The 19,167-nt window shown below is 66.7% G+C and carries 12 protein-coding genes and 1 tRNA gene; 11 read left to right on the forward strand and 2 right to left on the reverse strand.

Annotated elements, in window-relative coordinates; all coding sequences use genetic code 11:
- The 8 genes from Q0L15_RS22340 to Q0L15_RS22375 all read left to right on the forward strand — a co-directional run.
- Positions 1 to 1,722, forward strand: a 1,722-nt coding sequence (locus Q0L15_RS22340; RefSeq protein WP_296607065.1) for a UPF0182 family protein, incomplete at its 5' end; no start/stop codon positions are given.
- Positions 1,723 to 1,779: 57 nt separating this feature from the next.
- Positions 1,780 to 1,853 (forward strand) — tRNA-Met (locus Q0L15_RS22345).
- Positions 1,854 to 2,025: 172 nt separating this feature from the next.
- Positions 2,026 to 4,497, forward strand: a complete 2,472-nt coding sequence (locus Q0L15_RS22350; protein WP_296607066.1) for a DUF262 domain-containing protein — start codon at positions 2,026 to 2,028, stop codon at positions 4,495 to 4,497.
- A gap of 61 nt (positions 4,498 to 4,558) precedes the next feature.
- Positions 4,559 to 6,133 carry a type I restriction-modification system subunit M gene (locus tag Q0L15_RS22355; RefSeq protein WP_296607067.1) on the forward strand — a complete coding sequence of 525 codons (1,575 nt, stop codon included), beginning with the start codon at positions 4,559 to 4,561 and terminating at the stop codon, positions 6,131 to 6,133.
- Positions 6,130 to 7,044 carry a restriction endonuclease gene (locus tag Q0L15_RS22360; RefSeq protein WP_296607068.1) on the forward strand — a complete coding sequence of 305 codons (915 nt, stop codon included), beginning with the start codon at positions 6,130 to 6,132 and terminating at the stop codon, positions 7,042 to 7,044. Before Q0L15_RS22355 ends, Q0L15_RS22360 begins: the two co-directional genes overlap by 4 nt.
- On the forward strand, positions 7,041 to 8,282 hold the full coding sequence (locus Q0L15_RS22365; protein ID WP_296607069.1) for a restriction endonuclease subunit S: 1,242 nt from the start codon (positions 7,041 to 7,043) through the stop codon (positions 8,280 to 8,282). Before Q0L15_RS22360 ends, Q0L15_RS22365 begins: the two co-directional genes overlap by 4 nt.
- The gene (locus Q0L15_RS22370) at positions 8,279 to 11,350 is read left to right on the forward strand and encodes a type I restriction endonuclease subunit R (RefSeq protein ID WP_296607070.1); all 3,072 of its coding nucleotides are present in this window, start codon (positions 8,279 to 8,281) and stop codon (positions 11,348 to 11,350) included. Before Q0L15_RS22365 ends, Q0L15_RS22370 begins: the two co-directional genes overlap by 4 nt.
- Before the next feature lie 150 nt (positions 11,351 to 11,500).
- Complete coding sequence (locus Q0L15_RS22375) at positions 11,501 to 12,805, forward strand: hypothetical protein (protein WP_296607071.1); 1,305 nt, start codon at positions 11,501 to 11,503, stop codon at positions 12,803 to 12,805.
- Between the two features lie 309 nt (positions 12,806 to 13,114).
- On the opposite strand, the gene Q0L15_RS22380 is transcribed toward Q0L15_RS22375, so the two are convergent.
- Positions 13,115 to 13,792 carry a hypothetical protein gene (locus Q0L15_RS22380; RefSeq protein WP_296607072.1) on the reverse strand — a complete coding sequence of 226 codons (678 nt, stop codon included), beginning with the start codon at positions 13,790 to 13,792 and terminating at the stop codon, positions 13,115 to 13,117.
- Between the two features lie 360 nt (positions 13,793 to 14,152).
- Positions 14,153 to 15,559 carry a hypothetical protein gene (locus Q0L15_RS22385; protein WP_296607073.1) on the reverse strand — a complete coding sequence of 469 codons (1,407 nt, stop codon included), beginning with the start codon at positions 15,557 to 15,559 and terminating at the stop codon, positions 14,153 to 14,155.
- A gap of 370 nt (positions 15,560 to 15,929) precedes the next feature.
- Between Q0L15_RS22385 and Q0L15_RS22390 the strand changes: the two genes are divergently transcribed.
- The 3 genes from Q0L15_RS22390 to Q0L15_RS22400 form a co-directional block, all read left to right on the forward strand.
- Entirely contained in the window at positions 15,930 to 16,259 is a 330-nt protein-coding gene (locus Q0L15_RS22390) for a DUF433 domain-containing protein (protein ID WP_296607074.1), read from the forward strand.
- A 161-nt stretch (positions 16,260 to 16,420) separates the two neighbouring features.
- Positions 16,421 to 18,226 carry an AAA family ATPase gene (locus Q0L15_RS22395; protein ID WP_296607075.1) on the forward strand — a complete coding sequence of 602 codons (1,806 nt, stop codon included), beginning with the start codon at positions 16,421 to 16,423 and terminating at the stop codon, positions 18,224 to 18,226.
- 339 nt (positions 18,227 to 18,565) lie between these two features.
- On the forward strand, positions 18,566 to 19,167 hold a 602-nt coding region (locus Q0L15_RS22400), incomplete at its 3' end, for a hypothetical protein (protein WP_296607076.1).

Consider the following 19,167-nt stretch of genomic DNA (forward strand, 5'->3'; position numbering starts at 1 on the left):
AACTGGACCAACCTGCACACCGTCTACACGCACGGCAACGGGATCATCGCGGCGTTCGCCAACCAGCGCAGCGAGGACAACAAGACCCAGATCGACAACGCCGACAACACCGGCGACCAGGCCGGCATCGTGTGGGCCCAGGGCACCAACGCCGGCCAGGACGCCCTCGAGCGCGCCACCGGCGGGTTCGAGGACCGGATCTACTACGGCGAGCAGAGCCCGGAGTACTCCGTGGTCGGCAAGGCCACGGACAGCTCCCAGGACGTGGAGCTCAACCTGGCGACGGCCGGGGCCGACGAGGGCTCGGTCACGACGTACGAGGGCAAGGGCGACGCCGGCGTGGGCGGGCTGTTCAACCAGCTGATGTTCGCCACCAAGTTCGGTGAGCCCAACTTCCTGCTCTCGGGCCGCGTGAACGAGAACAGCAAGGTGCTGTTCAACCGCAACCCGCGCGACCGCGTCGAGAAGGCCGCTCCGTGGCTGACCGTCGACAGCGACCCCTACCCGGCGATCGTCGACGGCCGGATCCTCTGGATCGTGGACGGCTACACGACCACGGACCGCTACCCGTTGTCGCAGAAGGAGTCGTTCAAGACGATGACCGACGACTCGCTGCAGGACGAGACCGGTCTGCGCACGCTGCCCACCGACGAGATCAACTACATGCGCAACGCCGTCAAGGCGACGGTCGACGCCTACACCGGCGAGGTCACGCTGTACGCCTGGGACGAGGAGGACCCGATCCTCCAGGCCTGGCGCAGCGCGTTCCCCGGCACCGTCAAGGACGCCAGCGAGATCTCCGACGACCTGCGTGCCCACCTGCGCTACCCCGAGGACATGTTCCAGGTCCAGCGCTACCAGTTCGCGCGCTACCACGTGACGAAGCCGATCGACTTCTACCAGGGCAACAACCGCTGGGAGGTGCCCGAGGACCCCTACGCCAAGGGCAAGTTCCAGCCGCCGTACCGGCTCTTCGTCGACAGCGACGGCGGGTCCGACCAGGCGTTCTCGCTGACCTCGGTCTACGTGCCCTACAACAAGAACAACCTGGCGTCGTTCGTGTCGGTCAACGCCGACGCCACCAGCGACCAGTACGGCCAGATGCAGGTCCTCGAGCTGCCCAACGAGCAGACGCCCGGACCGGGCCAGGTCGCCAACCAGTTCGCCACCGACCCCCAGGTCGCCAACGAGCTCGCCCAGTTCAACCGCAGTGGCGCGCGCCCGGTGTACGGCAACCTGCTGACGCTGCCGATCAACGACGGGCTGATGTACGTCCAGCCGGTCTACGCGACCCAGGCGCTCTCGGAGTCGAGCTTCCCGATCCTGCGCTACGTGCTGGTGAAGTACGGCAACGAGATCGGGTTCGGCTCGACGCTGCGCGACGCGTTGGAGAACATGCTCGGCGTCGACGGCGGCACCGGTACGCCCGACACCCCGGACACGCCGGACACCCCCGACACCCCGGACAACCCGCCAACCGGCTCGGTGGCAGCGCAGATCCGCAGCCTCCTCGCGCAGGCCGACGCGGCGTTCAAGGCGGCCAACGCGGCGCTCTCGGACGGTGACCTCGCGGAGTACCAGCGCCAGATCGAGATCGCCCAGTCCAAGGTCGGCGCCGCCGCGGACCTCGCGAACAAGCGGGGATCCTCGGGGCAGCCCTCCGAGTCGCCGAAGCCGTCCGAGACGGCGTCCGAGTCACCCTCGGCGTCGCCCACGGAGTGATCCGTCCGGATCCGATTTGGTCCGTCCCGCACCGGTCTGTAAGGTTGGGTTCACCGACGCGGGGTGGAGCAGCTCGGTAGCTCGCTGGGCTCATAACCCAGAGGTCGCAGGTTCAAATCCTGCCCCCGCTACAAATCCGAGAGGCCCTCACAGTCTGACTGTGAGGGCCTCTCGCATTGCCGATGGCTCTCGGTCAGCGGGGCGTCACGGCGGTAGTTTGACCACCACCCGAACGGGTGTCATCGAGGTGGTTCGCCGATAGGACATCGAGCGGCGTCGGTGCCGCAATGCAAGATTGCGCATGTGGAGACGAACGTCCGAACCCCGATGCAGATCTTCAGCCTCCCTCAGCGCCTGGTGGTGCCGCTCTTCCAGCGCCCCTATGTCTGGGACCAGGAGGAGCAGTGGGCGCCCTTGTGGAGCGATATCCGAAGACTCACTGAGGTCCGGTTGCGTGACCCGTTCTCGTCCGCCACTCACTTCCTGGGAGCCGTAGTCGTCCAAGCCCACGACGGGCAGCTCGGCAACATGGCGTCGAGCAACATCATCGACGGACAGCAGCGACTCACGACGCTGCAGGTCCTCATGGACGCAGCGGCGTCCGTCCTCGAGTCAGCGGGGCTCGACACCCTCGCGGGGCAGCTCGAGAGCCTGACGCACAACCAGGCGACCTTCGTCCCCTCGGGTGAGTCGCGCCTGAAGATTCGCCACACCAACCGCGACCACGCGGCTTTCGACGAGGTGATGGACGCGGACCCGCCGGTCGACCACGACGAGCTGAAGCACGCCTCGTCGAAGATTGCGCGGGCACATGCCTACTTCACCGATGCCATCGGCAGTTGGCTCGGAGATGCGGGTCACGAGGCATATTCGCAACGGGCCAACGCTCTCGTCGCCGTACTCACGAGCGGCCTCCAACTCGTCGCGATCAACCTGACAGCGACCGAGAACTCTCAAGAGATCTTCGAGACGCTGAACGCCCGAGGCACCCCGCTTACCGCTGCGGACCTGATCAAGAACTTCGTCTTCCAGCGACTGGCCGCGGAAGGTGCCGACACCCAACGCGCGTACGCCGACGACTGGCCGTTCGACACGAAGTTCTGGGAGACCGAGGTCAGCGTGGGGCGCTACCGGGTCAGCCGCAGCTCCCTGTTCCTCAATCAGTGGCTCACGGCGCGCCTCGGCGAGGAGATCAGCCCGCAGCAGACGTTCACCCGGTTCAAGGCCTTCGTGGAGCACGACGCCGGCCAGAAAATGGGTGACCTGCTGCCGACAATCAAGGAGCAGGCCGACCGTTACGAAGCCTGGACGGTGGCTGCCGATGACAAGGACCGGCAGCTGTCGACCGTCGAGATGTCGATCTACCGGATGAAGGCCAGCGAGCTGGAGCTGTTGAAGCCCCTGCTCATCTGGCTTCATGAGCCCGATCGCAACCTCCCGAGCCAGGTCATCGACGGTGTGGTGACAGCAGCGGAGAGCTGGATCATGCGCCGGATGTTCCTCCGACTGACGACGGCCGACCTGGGCCGCGTCGTCGCGGACGTCATCCGGATTCATGGCGAGGCTCCTGCTGTCGAGCTGGTGGATCGGGTCCGGGGTCACCTCGCACGTCTCAATGTCTCGAGCAACTACTGGCCGGGCGATGACGAGATCCGCACAGCGCTCACCGAGGAGGCCGCCTACCGACGGTTCAAGGTCGCTCGGGTCCGACTCTTTCTCGAGGCCGTCGAGAACGAGTTCCGCAAGGAGACCAATCAGCCGCAGGTCCCTCGACGCGGATACCCGATCGAGCACGTGCTTCCCCAGAAGTGGCAGGACCACTGGCCCGTCGACGGGCTCGAGGCCGAGATCGAGCGCGGCGCCCACGTGCATCGACTCGGCAACCTGACCCTGCTGACGAGCTCCTTGAACTCGAAGGTCTCGAACTCCGCGTGGCAGGCAAAGCGTGAGGCGTTGCGCAAGCACGACACCCTGCTGTTGAACAGTCGCCTCCTCAGCGAGGCTGCTGACGCGTGGACCGAAGAGGCGATCGATGGCCGCAGCGCACAGCTCATCGACGTACTCCTGCGGGTGTGGCCGGTCCCGGAGGGACACACCGGGCAGATCGTGGACCCGCGAGACAAGAGCCAGGACTGGGTCGAGGTCAAGGATCTGGTGGCGGCGCAGCTGCTCGAGCCGGGCACGGTGCTCACGGCACGTCCGGGCACCTGGGCGGCGAAGCAGGCACTAGTGCGCGAGGACGGCATGCTCGAGGTCGACGGTCAGCTCTTCAACTCTCCGTCAGGGGCTGGACGCTACGTGAAGGGGAGCGTGGCGAACGGCTGGAACTTCTGGCGGCTCCCTGACGGACGCAGGCTGGTCGACGTCCGCGCCGCATTCCGCGGCGAGAAGCCGCGGGACCTGCCCCGGACCGCGGCCCTGCCTCGGGTCGAGTGGAACGAGGAGGATCTCGGCGATTACGCCGCGAGCACGGCCGATCTCACCCTCCGCCTTCTCGACTACGTCGCGAGCGAGAGACCCGATGAGCTCCTCACCGGCCCGGACTTCGCTGTGATCGGCCTCAGCGCCGAGCAGGTCGCCGGGGTCACCGGTGCCATGGCTCGCAAGGTCTATAACGACTTTGAGAGGTCCAACCCACCGGTCGAGTTCGTCGAGCACGACGGTCGGTGGCACTACCGGATGACAAGCCAGACCGCCGCAGTCTGGCGGTTGGTGCGCTCCCTCAAGGTGGTCGGCGCGGTCGATCCGGCTGTCATCGACAGCGGGGAGGAATGATCCGGGCAGCGCGCAGCCCACACTCCCGGACTTCCGGGCAGCCTCCTGGGAGGATGGCGCAGTGAGCGTGGCGAGCAAAGAGTCCGAGCGGGCAGAACTGCACAAGATCATCTGGCGGATCGCCAACGACCTGCGGGGCAGCGTCGACGGCTGGGACTTCAAGAGCTACGTGCTCGGGATGCTGTTCTACCGATTCATCTCCGAGAACCTGACGGCCTACCTCAATGCGGCGGAGCGCACCGCCGGCGATCTTGAGTTCGACTATCGCCACCTCTCGAACGACGAGGCCGAGTTCGGTCGCGTGGAGACGGTGAAGGAGAAGGGCTTCTACATCCTGCCGCAGGACCTCTTCGTGAACGTCCGCTCGAAGGCTAGGCACGACGCCAATCTCAACGAGACGCTCTCGCGTGCGTTCACCAACATCGAGGCTTCGGCGGTCGGCACGGAGTCCGAGGACGACATCAAGGGCCTGTTCGACGACCTCGACGTCAACAGCTCGAAGCTCGGGGCCACCGTCGCCAAGCGCAACGAGAAGCTCGTGAAGCTCCTCGACGCCATCGGCGACCTCAACTTGGGGAACGGCGGGTTCACCGAGAACACGATCGACGCCTTTGGTGACGCCTACGAGTACCTCATGGGCATGTACGCCTCCAGCGCCGGCAAGTCCGGCGGTGAGTACTACACGCCACAGGAGGTCTCGGAACTGCTGGCGCGGATCACCGTGGTCGGCAAGACCGAGGTCAACAAGGTCTACGACCCCGCCTGCGGATCGGGGTCGCTGCTGCTGAAGTTCGCGAAGGTCCTGCCCGGGGGAGTGCGGCAGGGTTTCTTTGGTCAGGAGATCAACTTGACCACCTACAACCTGTGCCGGATCAACATGTTCCTGCACGACGTGAACTTCGAGCACTTCGACATCGCGCACGGCGACACGCTGATCGACCCGGCGCACTGGGACGACGAGCCGTTCGAGGCGATCGTCTCCAACCCGCCCTACTCCACAAAGTGGGAGGGCGATGCCAACCCGCTGCTCATCAACGACCCGCGTTATGCGCCAGCCGGCGTCTTGGCCCCGAAGAGCAAGGCCGACCTAGCGTTTACGATGCACATGCTGTCGTGGCTGGCCGTCAACGGGACGGCAGCCATTGTCGAGTTCCCCGGCGTGCTTTACCGCAGCGGGGCCGAGCAGAAAATCCGGCAGTACCTTGTCGACAACAACTTCGTCGACGCCGTGATCCAGCTGCCGGCGGACCTATTCTTCGGGACCACGATCGCGACCTGCATCATCGTGCTCAAGAAGTCGAAGACCGACAACAAGACCTTGTTCATCGACGCCTCCGCCGAGTTCGTCCGGCGGGGAAACAAGAACAAGCTCGACGCGGTGCACCAGCAGAAGATTCTCGAGGCATTCACCGCCCGCGAGGACATCGCCCACTTCGCGACGCTCGTCGACAACGCCGACATCGCGGCCAACAGTTACAACATCGCGGTCAGCTCCTATGTCGAGGCCGAAGACACCCGCGTCGCCGTCGACATCACTGAGTTGAACGCCGAGATCGCCAAGATCGTGGCTCGACAGGCCGAGCTGCGGGCCGAGATCGACGCGATCGTGGCCGGTCTGGAGGGGAGCGACTCATGAGCATGCCGACCTGGGACCAGTTCATGGTGCCCGTGCTGCGGGTGTTGAGCGACGGTGTCGAGCGAAGCCTGCGCACGACTCGTGCGGAGGTCGCGTCGCTGGTCGGGTTGGACGAGGACCAGATGGCCGAGATGCTGCCCTCGGGGCAGTCAGTGGCGGACAACCGCATCGGGTGGGCCGCGTCCTACCTGCACCGTGTTGGCGCGCTGGATCGTCCGCGCCGCGGGCACTACTTCATCACTGCTATGGGGTCCAGGCTCCTGTCCGACCATCCGTCCGGCATCAGCGAGGCCGTGCTTCGCACCATGGCCAAGCCCGGCGACGAGTGGTGGGTGGCGAAGCGCGCTACCGGAGCCGGCGGAAGCGTGGTGTCCAGCCCATCAGCTGACCAAGGTGCGATCGATCCGACCGAACAGGTCGAACAGGGCATCGCCCGGATCCACGAGGACGTAGCCGCGCAGCTCCTCGAGCGCCTCCTCGACAACGACCCGACCTTCTTCGAACAGGCCGTCGTCACGCTGCTCGTCGCGATGGGCTACGGCGGCGCGGACGGACGCGCGACGGTCACCAAACAGTCCGGTGACGAGGGCATCGACGGGATCATCGACCAGGATGCGCTGGGCCTGAACCGGGTCTACGTGCAAGCCAAGCGCTACGCCGTCGACCGCACTATCGGTCGACCGGACCTGCAGGCCTTCGTCGGCGCGTTGAGCGGCAAGGCCGACGGCGGCGTGTTCATAACGACCGCGCGTTTCTCGCGCGAAGCTGTGGCGTACGCCGACGGCGTGCCGACCCGCCTGATCCTGATCGACGGGGTCCGGCTGACCAGCCTGATGATCCGATACGGGGTCGGCGTGCAGGTCAAGGACACCTACCGCGTCGTCGAGATCGATGAGGACTTCTTCGAATGAGCAGGCTTGGCGACCTGATCACTCAGCTCTGCCCAGATGGAGTCGAGTTCCAGCGACTCGACGAGATCGGGGTCCTTTACAGCGGGCTGACCGGCAAGTCAAAGGCGGATTTCGCTGCTGGTAACGCTCGCTTCGTCTCCTACGTCAACGTTTTCAACAACCTGTCGACCGACGTCGAGCCGGGCGATCGAGTGCAGGTACGGGATGGCGAGCGGCAGAACCGGGTGCAATACGGCGACGTGCTGTTCACGGCTTCCTCCGAGAGCGCCGACGAGGTAGGGATGGCTTCTGGCGTGACGGTCGAACCTTCTGAGCCGCTGTACCTGAACAGTTTCTGCTTCGGCTTCCGGCCCCACCATGTCGACGACCTTGACCCGGAGTTCACGAAGCACCTATTCCGGTCGGCGGAGATTCGCAGGCAGATCATCCGCACGGCCAACGGGGTGACTCGTATTAACATCTCGAAGGCGCGCTTTCGGGCTATCAAGATTCCCGTGCCGCCGCTGGCGATTCAGCGCGAGATCGCCGCGATTCTTGATAAGATGGAGAGCCTCAAAGCCGAGCTTGAAGCCGAGCTTGAATTGCGCTCCCGCCAGTATGCGTTTTACCGCGACTCGCTACTCACATTTGCTGAAACCGAAATAGTCAGGTGGGCAACCCTGGGCGACATCAGCGTTCGCGTATCGTCCGGCGCCACGCCGACCGCTGGGCGGTCCGAATACTACGAAGGCGGAACCATTCCATGGCTCCGCACGTCGGAGGTCCGCTTCAACGACATCGTTGAGACGGAGATGCGGATCACCGAACGAGCCCTGCGTGAGACGGGGGCCAAGTGGATCCCGGCCGACTGCGTGATTGTGGCGATCTCTGGCGCCACAGCTGGCCGATCGGCCGTCAATAAAATCCCGATGACAACCAATCAGCACTGCTGCAATCTTGAAATCGACCCGGAGCAGGCTGACTATCGGTATGTCTTCCAGTGGGTTAGCCACCATTACGAGGTGATCAAAGCATTGGGTAGGGGCGCGCGCGCGGATCTCAGCGCCGGGCTCATCAAGTCTTTCGAGATTGCGCTTCCGCCGATTGATGAACAGCGGCGGATCGCCCTTCTTCTCGACAGGTTCGATGCCTTGGTGAACGACCTTTCCATCGGGTTGCCGGCAGAGATCAAGGCCCGCCAGGCGCAGTACGAGTACTACAGGGACAAGCTGCTGACATTCGAAGAGTTGGCGGCGTGAGCTTCGAGGAACTGGGCGAGCCGGGGACGGCGACGCACTTCGAGACCATCTCAGTCAGCGACGAGAGCACCGTCGTCGCGGAGTGGGTTTCGACAGGCTCAACCCACGGACTCGGTGGCTCAGCCTCCGAGTCGGCTTACCAGTCCGAGGCCGAGCTCGAGGCCGGGCTCATCAAGCAGCTCGAAGCGCAGGCCTACGAGCGGTTGACGATCACGTCCAACGCTGGGCTGGTCGCGAACCTGCGCACCCAACTCGAAGTCCTGAACAAGATCGAGTTCAGCGACGCGGAGTGGAAGCGGTTCTTCGAGGTCATCGCCGGGGCAAACGAGGGCATCGTCGAGAAGACCGCTCGGATCCAGGAGGACCATGTCCAGGTCCTCAAGCGCGACGACGGGACGAGCAAGAACGTCTACCTGATCGACAAGAACAACATCCACAACAACAGCCTGCAGGTGATCAACCAGTACGAGGTCGACGGCGCCTACAAGAACCGCTACGACGTCACGATCCTCGTCAACGGGCTTCCGATGGTCCACGTCGAGCTCAAGCGGCGCGGAGTCGACATCCGCGAGGCGTTCAACCAGATCAACCGCTACCAGCGCGACAGCTTCTGGGCCGACTCCGCGCTCTTCAACTACGTCCAGCTCTTCGTGATCAGCAACGGCACGCTCACGAAGTACTACTCGAACACCACGGCCGCAGCCGCGCACGCGGAACTCACCGGAGCCAAGCCGGCGAAGCGGCGTACGTCGAACTCGTTCGAGTTCACCTCGTGGTGGGCAGACGCCTCGAACAAGCCGATCACCGGCCTGACCGGATTCACCGCCACGTTCTTCGCCAAGCACACACTGCTCAACCTGCTGACGAAATACTGCGTCTTCGACGTCGACCGCAAGCTGCTGGTCATGCGGCCCTACCAGATCGTCGCCGCCGAGAAGATCCTCCAGCGGATCGAGACCTCCACCAACTACAAGAAGACCGGCACCCTCGCCGCCGGCGGCTACGTCTGGCACACCACCGGCTCCGGGAAGACGCTCACCAGCTTCAAGGCCGCACAGCTGGCCGCCAAGCTGCCGCACGTCGACAAGGTCATGTTCGTCGTCGACCGCAAGGACCTCGACTACCAGACGATGCGGGAGTACAACCGCTTCGAGAAGGACTCGGTCAACGGCTCCAAGAACACCGCCGAGCTCAAGCGGCAGCTCGAGAAGCCGTCAGCGCGGATCGTGGTCACCACGATCCAGAAGCTCGCGCGGTTCATCGAGGCCAACAAGGGCCACGAGATCTACGGCGGGCACATCGTGTTGATCTTTGACGAGTGTCACCGCAGCCAGTTCGGCGACATGCACACCGCCATCACCAAGGCGTTCAAGAACTACCACCTGTTCGGCTTCACCGGCACGCCGATCTTCGCCGAGAACGCGGGCACGTCAGGCAACGTCAACCTGCGCACCACCGAGCAGGCATTCGGAGATCGGCTGCACACCTACACGATCGTCGACGCGATCAACGACAAGAACGTCCTGCCCTTCCGGATCGACTACGTCAACACCATCACGGTCCCGGAGGGTCTGACCGACAAGCAGGTCGCTGCGATCGACACCGAGAAGGCGCTCCTCGCACCCGAACGGCTCAGCCAAGTCGTGTCCTACATGCGCGAGCACTTCGACCAGAAGACCCGGCGCAACTCCACGTACACCTTGGGGGAGAAGCGGGTTGCCGGCTTCAACTCGATCTTCGCCACCGCTTCGATCACGGCCGCAAAGCTCTACTACGAGGAGTTCCGTAGACAGCAGGCCGGGCTGCCGCAGGCGCAGCGGCTCAAGGTTGGGCTGATCTACAGCTTCGCGGCCAACGAAGCCGAGGATGACGGCAGCGGCGTCTTCCTGGGCGAGGAGGACTTCGAAACCGGAGCCCTCGACGCCAGCTCGCGAGACTTCCTCGAAGCGGCGATCAAGGACTACAACGCCATGTTCGGCACGTCGTTCGACACCTCAGCCGACAGGTTCCAGAACTACTACAAGGACCTGTCGCTACGGCTCAAGAACCGCGAGCTCGACATGGTCATCGTGGTCAACATGTTCCTCACCGGCTTCGACGCGACCACGCTGAACACGCTGTGGGTCGACAAGAACCTGCGCTCCCACGGTCTGATCCAGGCCTACTCGCGGACCAACCGCATCCTCAACTCGGTCAAGACCTACGGCACGATCGTCTCCTTCCGAGACCTGGAGGAGGCCACCAATGACGCCCTCGCGCTGTTCGGCAATAAGGACGCTCGCGGCGTGGTCATCCTCAAGCCGTACGGCGACTACTACGGCGAGTACGAGAAGCAGGTTGCCGACCTGCTCGAGCGGTTCCCGCTGGAGGACGCCCCGTACGTCGGCGAGGCCAACCAGAAGGCGTTCATCGCGCTCTTCGGTGCGATCCTGCGGTTGCGCAACATTCTCTCGTCGTTCGACGAGTTCGCCGGGCACGAGCTGATCAGCCCGCGCGACTTCCAAGACTTCCAGAGCGTCTATCTCAACCTCTATGCCGACTGGCGCGGAGCGAAGGACGCAGACAAGGAGTCGATCAACGACGACGTCGTGTTCGAGATCGAGCTGATCAAGCAGGTCGAGGTTAACGTCGACTACGTCCTCACCCTGGTGCAGGCGTTCCGTGACTCGATCGGGAACGGCGACCGCGAGCTCGATGCGCTCATGACCGTTCAGCGCGCTGTCGACTCGAGCCCGAGCCTGCGCAACAAGAAGGACCTCATTCTCGAGTTCGTTGACTCGGTCTCGATCACCGGCGACACCGGCGAGGACTGGAAGATCTTCGTCGCCGCCAAGCGCGATGCCGAGCTCGACGCTCTCATAGCCGAGGAGGCGCTGAAGGCCGACGAAACGAGGAGCTTCGTCGCCAACGCCTTCCGCGACGGCGCGATCCCAACCGCGGGCACCGCGATCACTCGAATCCTGCCTCCGGCCTCGCGGTTCGCGCCAGGTGGGGCTCACAGTGCCCAGAAGCGACGGGTGCTCGACAAGCTCGCCAAGTTCTTCGACCGCTACTTCGGGCTGGTCTGAGCAGCTATCCGCGGGCGTGCACTTCCCGAAGTGCGGCCACGACTACAGGGTGGTGACCCTGTTCGGGATCCTTCGTTGACCAGAGGTTGGTCCTAGTGGGAACACTGGGACCAACCTTTGTCGAGTGACCCTGAGGACGGTAGCGAGCACATGAGCGACGACGGGACCGTGGTGGGGACCGAGATCCAGCTGGTGGCCGACGACAACGGTCTCGCTGTGTTCGGGGCTCCGGGCGCCGTGGAGCAGTTCCTCGCCTCGGAGGGGTTGGTGGCTGCGGCGCCCACGTCGGATCGCCTAGGTGCGGGACGTCTTTGTGCGCTCCTGCGAACGGGCTCGGCGGCCGCGCAAGCCGGTTCGGAGATCGCCGAGAACTCGGGGCGCTGGGTCAAGCTCAGCGAGGAGTCGGCCAAGGCGATGAAGAAGTACGGCCTCCGGGAGAGCTCGAAGAGCGGCCTGAAGACCGGGGTGCTCAAGGGCGACAAGGGCCAGGTCAAGGGCTTCGTCGAGTTCGTACGCGGCCCGGGGACTGGTCTCATCAACCCGGCCATGCTCGCCGGCGCCGCCGGGATCATGGCCCAACTGGCCATGCAGCAGACGATGGACGAGATCACCGACTACCTGGAGCACATCGACGCCAAGTTGGACGACGTCTTGCGGGCGCAGAAGGACTCAGTGGTCTCCCGGTTGACCGGTGCTGGGATGGCGATCGACGAGGCCATGACGGTCGCCCGCGCCCGCGGCAAGGTCGACGAAGTCACGTGGTCGAAGGTGCAGAACCTGACCACCACCCTCGCCGAGGTCCAGGGCTACGCGCTGGCGCAGCTCGACGCGTTGGCCGGCAAGCTCGAGTCCGCCGCGAAGGTGTCGGACATCGCCGACGCGACCGCTGCCGCCGCGGGGTCGACGCAGGAGTGGCTGGCGGTGCTCGCGCGGACCTTCCAGCTACAGGAGGGTCTCGACGTCCTCGAGATCGACCGGGTGCTCGACGCCTCCCCGGACGAGGTCGACGACCACCGCCGGGGGCTGGAGGCTGCCCGGTGCAAGCGGCTCACGGACATCGGTATGGCTACCGAGCGGTTGCTGGAGCGGATCGTTGCGGTTGCGGACACCGCCAACGAGAAGGTGTTGCTGCACCCGACGTCGGCACCCAAAGCCGTGCGGGCCAGCGGACGGGTCAGCGGGTCGATCCTCGACTTCCACGAACTGTTCGGCCTGGAGTCAGACGGTGAGGCCGTGGAGGTGCGCCGCTGGTCATCCGCCGCCGTCGAGGTGCGCGACAGGGCGATCGAGACCGGGTCTGAGGGGTTCAGTGCGGTGCGTCGCGGAGGAGGCGTCGCCCTGGGGCGCGTCCGGGAGGGTGCAAATGGTGCGCGTAGGTCGGCGCAGACGCTTCCTGGGCGAGTGAGGTCCGGACGTCGCCGACCCGATGGTGAAGCGGAGGACTCGCAGGGCTGACCGACCCGCGTTCTGTCCTGCGGCTCCCTGGTCAGTTCCGTAGCCGTATAGGACGGCAGCGGCATGCAGCCTGCTGGCCTGAGCGGTCGACCCGGCGAGGTGCGGTCCTCACGGGCAGCCGTCCTCGCATGCGCTGTCTCTCGATGAGGAGAGGTTGACGGCCGCCGCATTCGGTGCAGGGCGCTCGACCTTGCGCCACCCGGCGGCGGCGGTGCTCGAGTGGAGAACGATCTGAGGCCAGCGGCCCGCTCTGCGCCGCTGGATGACGCCTTCGTCCGCACCCTCACCCGCTGTGGTCCGCCCCCCGCGCTATGGCCGTCCCGGAGCGAGGGCAGTCGTGCATGCCGGGCACAGGTAGCGCCGCAGGTAGGTGGTGTCACCCGGAGCAATGCGCCCGAACTCCGCGGCCTGCTCAAACAGCCACCACACCAGCCCTTTGTCGGCCGCCGCTGCGGTATCCAGACCGCCGGCACCCTGACTGCGGTGGACACGCTTGTAGTCCTCGGGCTTGTCGAGGTAGCGACGAAATAGCGTCTGACACAGAGAGCACTGGGCGAGGCCGAGCCGCTCAGCGGCCTGCAGCCGCAGCTCCTCAACCGGCTGGTTAGCAGGTGCGGTGAGCACCTCCCGGAATCGGGTCTGACCCGCGGCTGTCTGCCAGATGCGGATCAGCCCGACGCCGAGCCGGCCAGCGATCATGACCTGCGCGGGACTGAACTCCTCGCACACCGCGGCCAGGTAGCAGCGGTCGGCGACCACTGAATAGCCGTGCGCCTGACCCGCCGAGACCGCGAACCTGGACGTACTGGGCTTGACCTCGACAGCGATTAGCTCGCTCTGACCGGACAGGTCACCGCCCAGATACCGCACCCCCAGGACGTCGATCTCGCCCACGTCCCGCACGTTCGTCTTGATTCGGGTCTCCCAGCAGCCGAACTCGGCCTCCATGAACCGGTCAGTCGGGGCGTACAGGTCTGCCTCAGCCACATCCGGAGGCTACTCGCGATCGTCACCGCCGACGTCACCTCGGCGAACCATCCCCAGGTGGGGATTTCTGACCGGCCACCTGCTCGGTGGCCCGGGAGGCGGACTCGACCAGGACCTGCTCACGCTTGACGTACAGGACCTGCGCGCCCTCACCGCAGTCGAGCCGGACCATGCCCCTGCCGCCGAACTCCACCTCTGCGAACGCCTGGTCCTCGAGGCTGATGTGCCCGAACCACGCGCTGTTGTCCCGTGGGCGGCGCCCTCGCCGGACGGTGAGCCGTGGAGAACGGTTGACCTTCGCCTACCCGGCCGGGAGGAGGCAGGTGCTGGTGCCGAGGGAAGCGGAGACTCTGCAATCGTTCAGCTGGGAAGGTGGATGGAGTAGGGGATGCCGACCTCGTCGAGGAGGTCGAACACCCTGGAGTCCGCTCCGATCTTGTTGGTGATAGCGCTTGCGAAGAAGTGCCAGTGGGCACCCTCGATCGCGCCGCTCTGGATCAGGTAGGCGTCGGACCGAATCTGGCGCTCGAGCTCTGGGGTCAAGTACTTGTAGCCGACCTTGGACTCGTGAGCGACGCCGTCGACGAGGACGTCGAAGATACGACGGTCGGTGATGTTGCAGGCTCCCTGGCAGCCCAACGTCGAGATGGGGACCTGCCAGTCGCTGCCTTTCGCCGACGCGCCATACAGGTCTTCGAGATAGCGCTCGCCGTCCTTCCAGTCGGTGTAGAACGACGCGGGCGAGCCCGGTACGTGGGCGGAGCGTGTGAGAGCCTGGCCGAGCTGATCGAGGTCCGTGCGACCCATCTGAAGCCGGAGAAGCGTCTTCTCGCTGGCGCCCGCGTCCCGTAGGTCGTCCCAGTGCTTCCAGATGGCTTTGGAGGCCTCGACCCTGGCGGCCTCTGGGATCTTGTGAAGGCTGGCGAGAAGGAAGCCGACTGCGGCGGCCAGTTCGGGGTTGCGGGCAACGAACTCCGCTGCCTTGCCGGCGACGGCGACTGAGTCACCGGCAGCTGGCACCAATCCGGCTGCGCTGAACCCCGATCCCACCCAGTCGGCATGGATGGCTGATCCGACGACATCGCGCGCATCGGCGACACCTCCGAGCACCCAACCGACGCCGGGGACGAGGCTAGAACCGCCCGAGGCAAGGTTGCCGGCGAGCCAGGCGAGGGAGTCCTCCCGGTTCAGGTCGCCCAGGATGAGGCCCTTGGCGAAGTCGGTCGCGTAGGACATCTTCGAGATCTCGACATCGGCCATGAGCGGGTCCAGACCGCGACTGGCCAAGTTGGCGTCTTCGTATCCGTCGCTCAGACCGTCGCCGTCGGTGTCCGCGACTGCAGGGCTCGTGCCGACGACCGCGACCTCCCGGCCGTCCTCCAACTCGTCGTCGTCGCTGTCTGGATCGAGAGGGTTGAGCCCGAGGTCTGCCTCGGCGCCATCGTCCAGTTGGTCGCCGTCGGTGTCGGCCAGGAGTGGGTTCGCGTACCCGACATGGGCGTAGCCCGCCGATGCGTTCGCGACGAGACCACCCGCTTCGGCGCCGTCGGTGAGGCCGTCGCCGTCCGTGTCTGCGACGACCGGGTCGGTGCGGTACACATTGCCGCTCAGAGTCGCCCACCCGGACAGCTCGAGCAGGTCCGGCAGTCCGTCGCCGTCGCTGTCTTGGGTGGCCTCGGGAGCGTTGGAGGTCTGGCTCGTGACAGGGGCCATCGCCGGTTCAGACCGCAGCTCGGATCCCGTTGCTGTCGCGACGAGGGCGAGCACGACCACCATCTCGAGTCGGCGCCTTCGCCCCCTACCGTCCACAGGTCGAGGGTGTCACGTATCTCCGACATGTAGACGGGGTATGGACTTCTCGGTGCGCGCCAATGGTCGCCAGCATGACCAACCGAATCTGCCACCTCTGCGAGCACCCGATGGACCCTCACGTCATGGTCCTCGTCATCGAACGGCCCATGCTCGGCGGCATCATCCGATGCCCCGAACACGACTGCCGTTGTTGGGCCACCTGGGCGATGCGCCCGCACGGTGGACTGCTCTGGCAGACAGTCAGTAGGCGTCGGTGCGAGTCCGCGAGGAACCTTGGCGCCGACACCTGCTCTCGCCGGTAGCCTGGGATCGGAGGTGCATCGACATGACGGCAGCAGCGATCGAGCCAGAGCCGGTTCCGCTGACCAGGGATGCCGCTGGTCGGCTCATCGTGATCGGCACCCGAGTTCCCCTGGACACCCTCGTTGCAGCCCTCGAACGAGGGGACTCGCCCGAAGCAATCCACGAGTCGTATCCGGCGGTCTCCCTCGGCGACATCTATGCCGTCTTCACCTACTGCGTGCGTCATCGTGACGACGTCAATGGCTACCTGGCAGGGCGAGCCGACGAGCGCGCCGCGCAGCGCTCTGCGATCGAGACGAGGTTCCCGCCCGACGGCCTGCGCGCAAAGCTCCTCGCCCGCCCGGACGCATGACGATCAGGTTCCTGGCTGATGAGAACCTCGATCACAAGACACTGGCAGGGCTGAAGCGACGCGAGCCGGACCTCGACATCGTGGCCGTGCAAGAGGGATCAGAAGGCCCGGACAGCAGGTTCGGGCCTTCTGCATGTCCCGACCTCCACTAGCGTGCGGCCATGGCAGCGGGATCGCAGAGGATGCGGGCGGTGGCCGAGGTGGCGGATGCCGAGCGCTTCGTGGGGCGGCGCGCCGAGCTCGCGGTGGTCGCGGAGCTGCTGGACGACGGGTCGCCGAGCCGCCTGTTGCACGTCCACGGACCGGGCGGCATCGGGAAGTCGACGCTCCTGCGCGCAGCGGCGCGCGCCGGGCGGGCGGCGGGGCTGGAGCCGGTGGGCTTCGATGCGCGCACGCTGTCGGTGGAGGTGGAGCATGCCGTGGCCACCGTCCTGGCCGGTGCGGGTCCGCGGAGCCTGCTGCTCATCGACGAGATCGACGCGCTGGGCTCGGCGCTGGAGCGTCTGCGCGACCGGCTGCTGGATGAGCTGCCGGCCACCGCGAGGGTGGTGTTCGCGGGGCGTCGTCCGCCCGGGCCGACGTGGTGGGAGGGGGGCCTGGATGTCGTGGCGCGGTGCCAGCGGCTCGCGCCGCTCGACGAGGCAGACGCTCGCGAGCTCCTGGCCGTGCGGGGGATGCCCGCCGAGCGGGTGCGCGACGTGCTGGTGTGGGCGGGTGGCTCGCCGTTGGCGTTGACGGTGGCGACGATGTCGCCTGGAAACCGCCCCGGCGGCCAGGGGGCAGGGGCGCTGGAGGAGCGGCTGACCGAGTGGCTGGTGGGGGAGCCGACGCTGGATGTCTCACGTGACGTGCTCGAGGTGGCCTCGGTGTCGCGCCGCGTGGACGCGCGGTTGTTGAGGAGCGCGCTGCCGGGGCGCTCGACGCGCGAGGGGCTGCGGAAGCTGGCGGCGCTGCCGGTCGTGGAGCGGCACGGCGATGAGTACGCCCTCCACGACGTGCTGGCGGCGGCGATCCGGGCCCGGTTGCGGACCGAGGCGCCGGCACGGGAGGCCGAGCTGCTGCGGCGTGTCTCCGCGCACCTCGCGGACCGTGCCCGGCGCGGCGACATGCAGGCGCTGCTGCGGCTCTCCCAGCTCCTGGAGACCCCCGAGCTGCGCGCCGCCTTCGCCAACGACCCCAGCGACCACTACTACGCCGACGGCGCTCCGAGCGAGGCCGAGGTGGCCATGTTCGGGGCCGAGCACGGTTTCGACCGCGGCACCGACTGGCAGGAGCTGCTGGCCTGGTTGCGGCGCTGGCCCCAGCACGCCTTCGTCATGCGTCGCCGCGAGGGCCACGCGGTGATGGTCGTGTGCATGGTGCCGGTGGCGGAGCTCGCCGACGTCGGCCCGATCGCGCAGAGCCTGCAGCGGGCCGCGGAGCTCACCACCCCGGGCGACCCGCGCTCCTTCGGGGGGTTCGCCCTCTTCGCCGACGGACCGGCGCAGGACGCCGTGGAGTCGGCGCGGTTGAGCTCGGGAGCGCTGATGGTGCGCTCGGGACTCGGCGACGTGCAGACCGTGATGCTGCACTACCCGGAGCCGAACCGTCGTCCACCGGTGTCGTCGGTGACCCGGCGCGTCGAGGGCGAGCTGGCCCGACCCGTCGAGTTCGCCGACCTCCGCCCGCTCGGGGCCGTCGGCACGATCGAGGCGCTGGTGCTCGCCGAGCGGGGGCTGACCCCGCAGCACGACCACGCGGCACTGCTGCGCGAGGACCGCGACCCCGCCCGCATCGCCGCCCTCCGGCAGCGGCTGGAGGCCGTGTTCGGCGACGACCACGACGAGGTGCGGCTGCGCCGTGCCATCGAGCTGGTGCACCTGGGGGAGCGCGCCGACGAGGCGGCCTGCCTGGAGGAGCTGCACGTGAGTCGCCGGACCTGGTTCCGGCTGCTGCAGGCGGCCAGGGAGCGGGTCACGGCTGGATGACACCCAGCCTCCGCCCACCGGCCGCCGTGCTGTCCTGGTGAGCGTCCGGCGCCCGCGAGGTTGGCACCGCGGTGACACTGACGCGCCCGAGGCGCCCGCCTAGCGTCCAGCACGACACATCTGCTGGAGGAGGTCTCGGTGGCCGCACGTCGTCCGTCATGGGGTGGGACGCGCGCACAGCGGCTCCCGGCGCTCGCGTTGCTGGCCATGCTCTGCGCGCTGCTGCCACTCGTCCCAGCCGTCTCCTCCGTTGCCACAGGGGCCACCCAGGTCGCACCAACCCGCCCCGCCGCGACCTGGCCGCACCCGCTGCTGAAGACGGCCGAAGCCACCTTGACCGTGACGCCGTCGACCGCGATCGAGGGGGAGCGGGTGCGGTTCACGGTGCAGGCGGCGACGACGTTCCGCCGCCCCGGACGGATCGAGTACCGCGCGGGCGGGTCCTGGCGGACGGCGCGGAACTTCACGATGCCGCCGAGCGGTACGACGCGGGTCGTGCTCGCGATCGAGGCGAGGCACGCCTGGCGCGCGGTGCTGCCGGCCAGAACCACCCGGGACGGGCACCGCCACCCCGCGCTCGTCACCGCGCGTCGCAGCGTCGTCGTGGTCGCGCCCACGAGCGTGCTGACGGTCTCCGCGACCCTCGCCGAGGTGCGCAACACCCCGGCGCGACCCGGCCGCACCGCGACGCTCCACCGCTCGGTGGACGACGGTCCCTTCGTGCCGTGGGGCACGCCTCGGTCTGAGGAGGACGACGGCACCGCGTCGTGGCCGATCGAGCCCCCGGCCGACGGCCACACCTACCGGTACCGCGTGATCAGCGATGCCTACCACGGCGCGCCCGCCCTGGAGTCCGAGGTGGCCGTCGCGGTCCCACCCACGCCGACGGCCTCGGCGTCGCCGTCGGTGTCTGCCTCGCCGTCGGTCTCGGTGTCGCCGTC

The sequence above is a fragment of the Nocardioides sp. genome (genome assembly GCF_024509035.1).
Lineage (GTDB): Bacteria > Actinomycetota > Actinomycetes > Propionibacteriales > Nocardioidaceae > Nocardioides.

Excerpts from the sequence above, each read along its gene's own strand:
- Q0L15_RS22375 (WP_296607071.1), top strand. The coding sequence starts at position 11,501 with ATGAGCGACGACGGGACCGTGGTGGGGACCGAGATCCAGCTGGTGGCC.
- Q0L15_RS22390 (WP_296607074.1), top strand. The coding sequence starts at position 15,930 with ATGACGGCAGCAGCGATCGAGCCAGAGCCGGTTCCGCTGACCAGGGAT.
- Q0L15_RS22365 (WP_296607069.1), top strand. The coding sequence starts at position 7,041 with ATGAGCAGGCTTGGCGACCTGATCACTCAGCTCTGCCCAGATGGAGTC.
- Q0L15_RS22360 (WP_296607068.1), top strand. The coding sequence starts at position 6,130 with ATGAGCATGCCGACCTGGGACCAGTTCATGGTGCCCGTGCTGCGGGTG.
- Q0L15_RS22395 (WP_296607075.1), top strand. The coding sequence starts at position 16,421 with ATGGCAGCGGGATCGCAGAGGATGCGGGCGGTGGCCGAGGTGGCGGAT.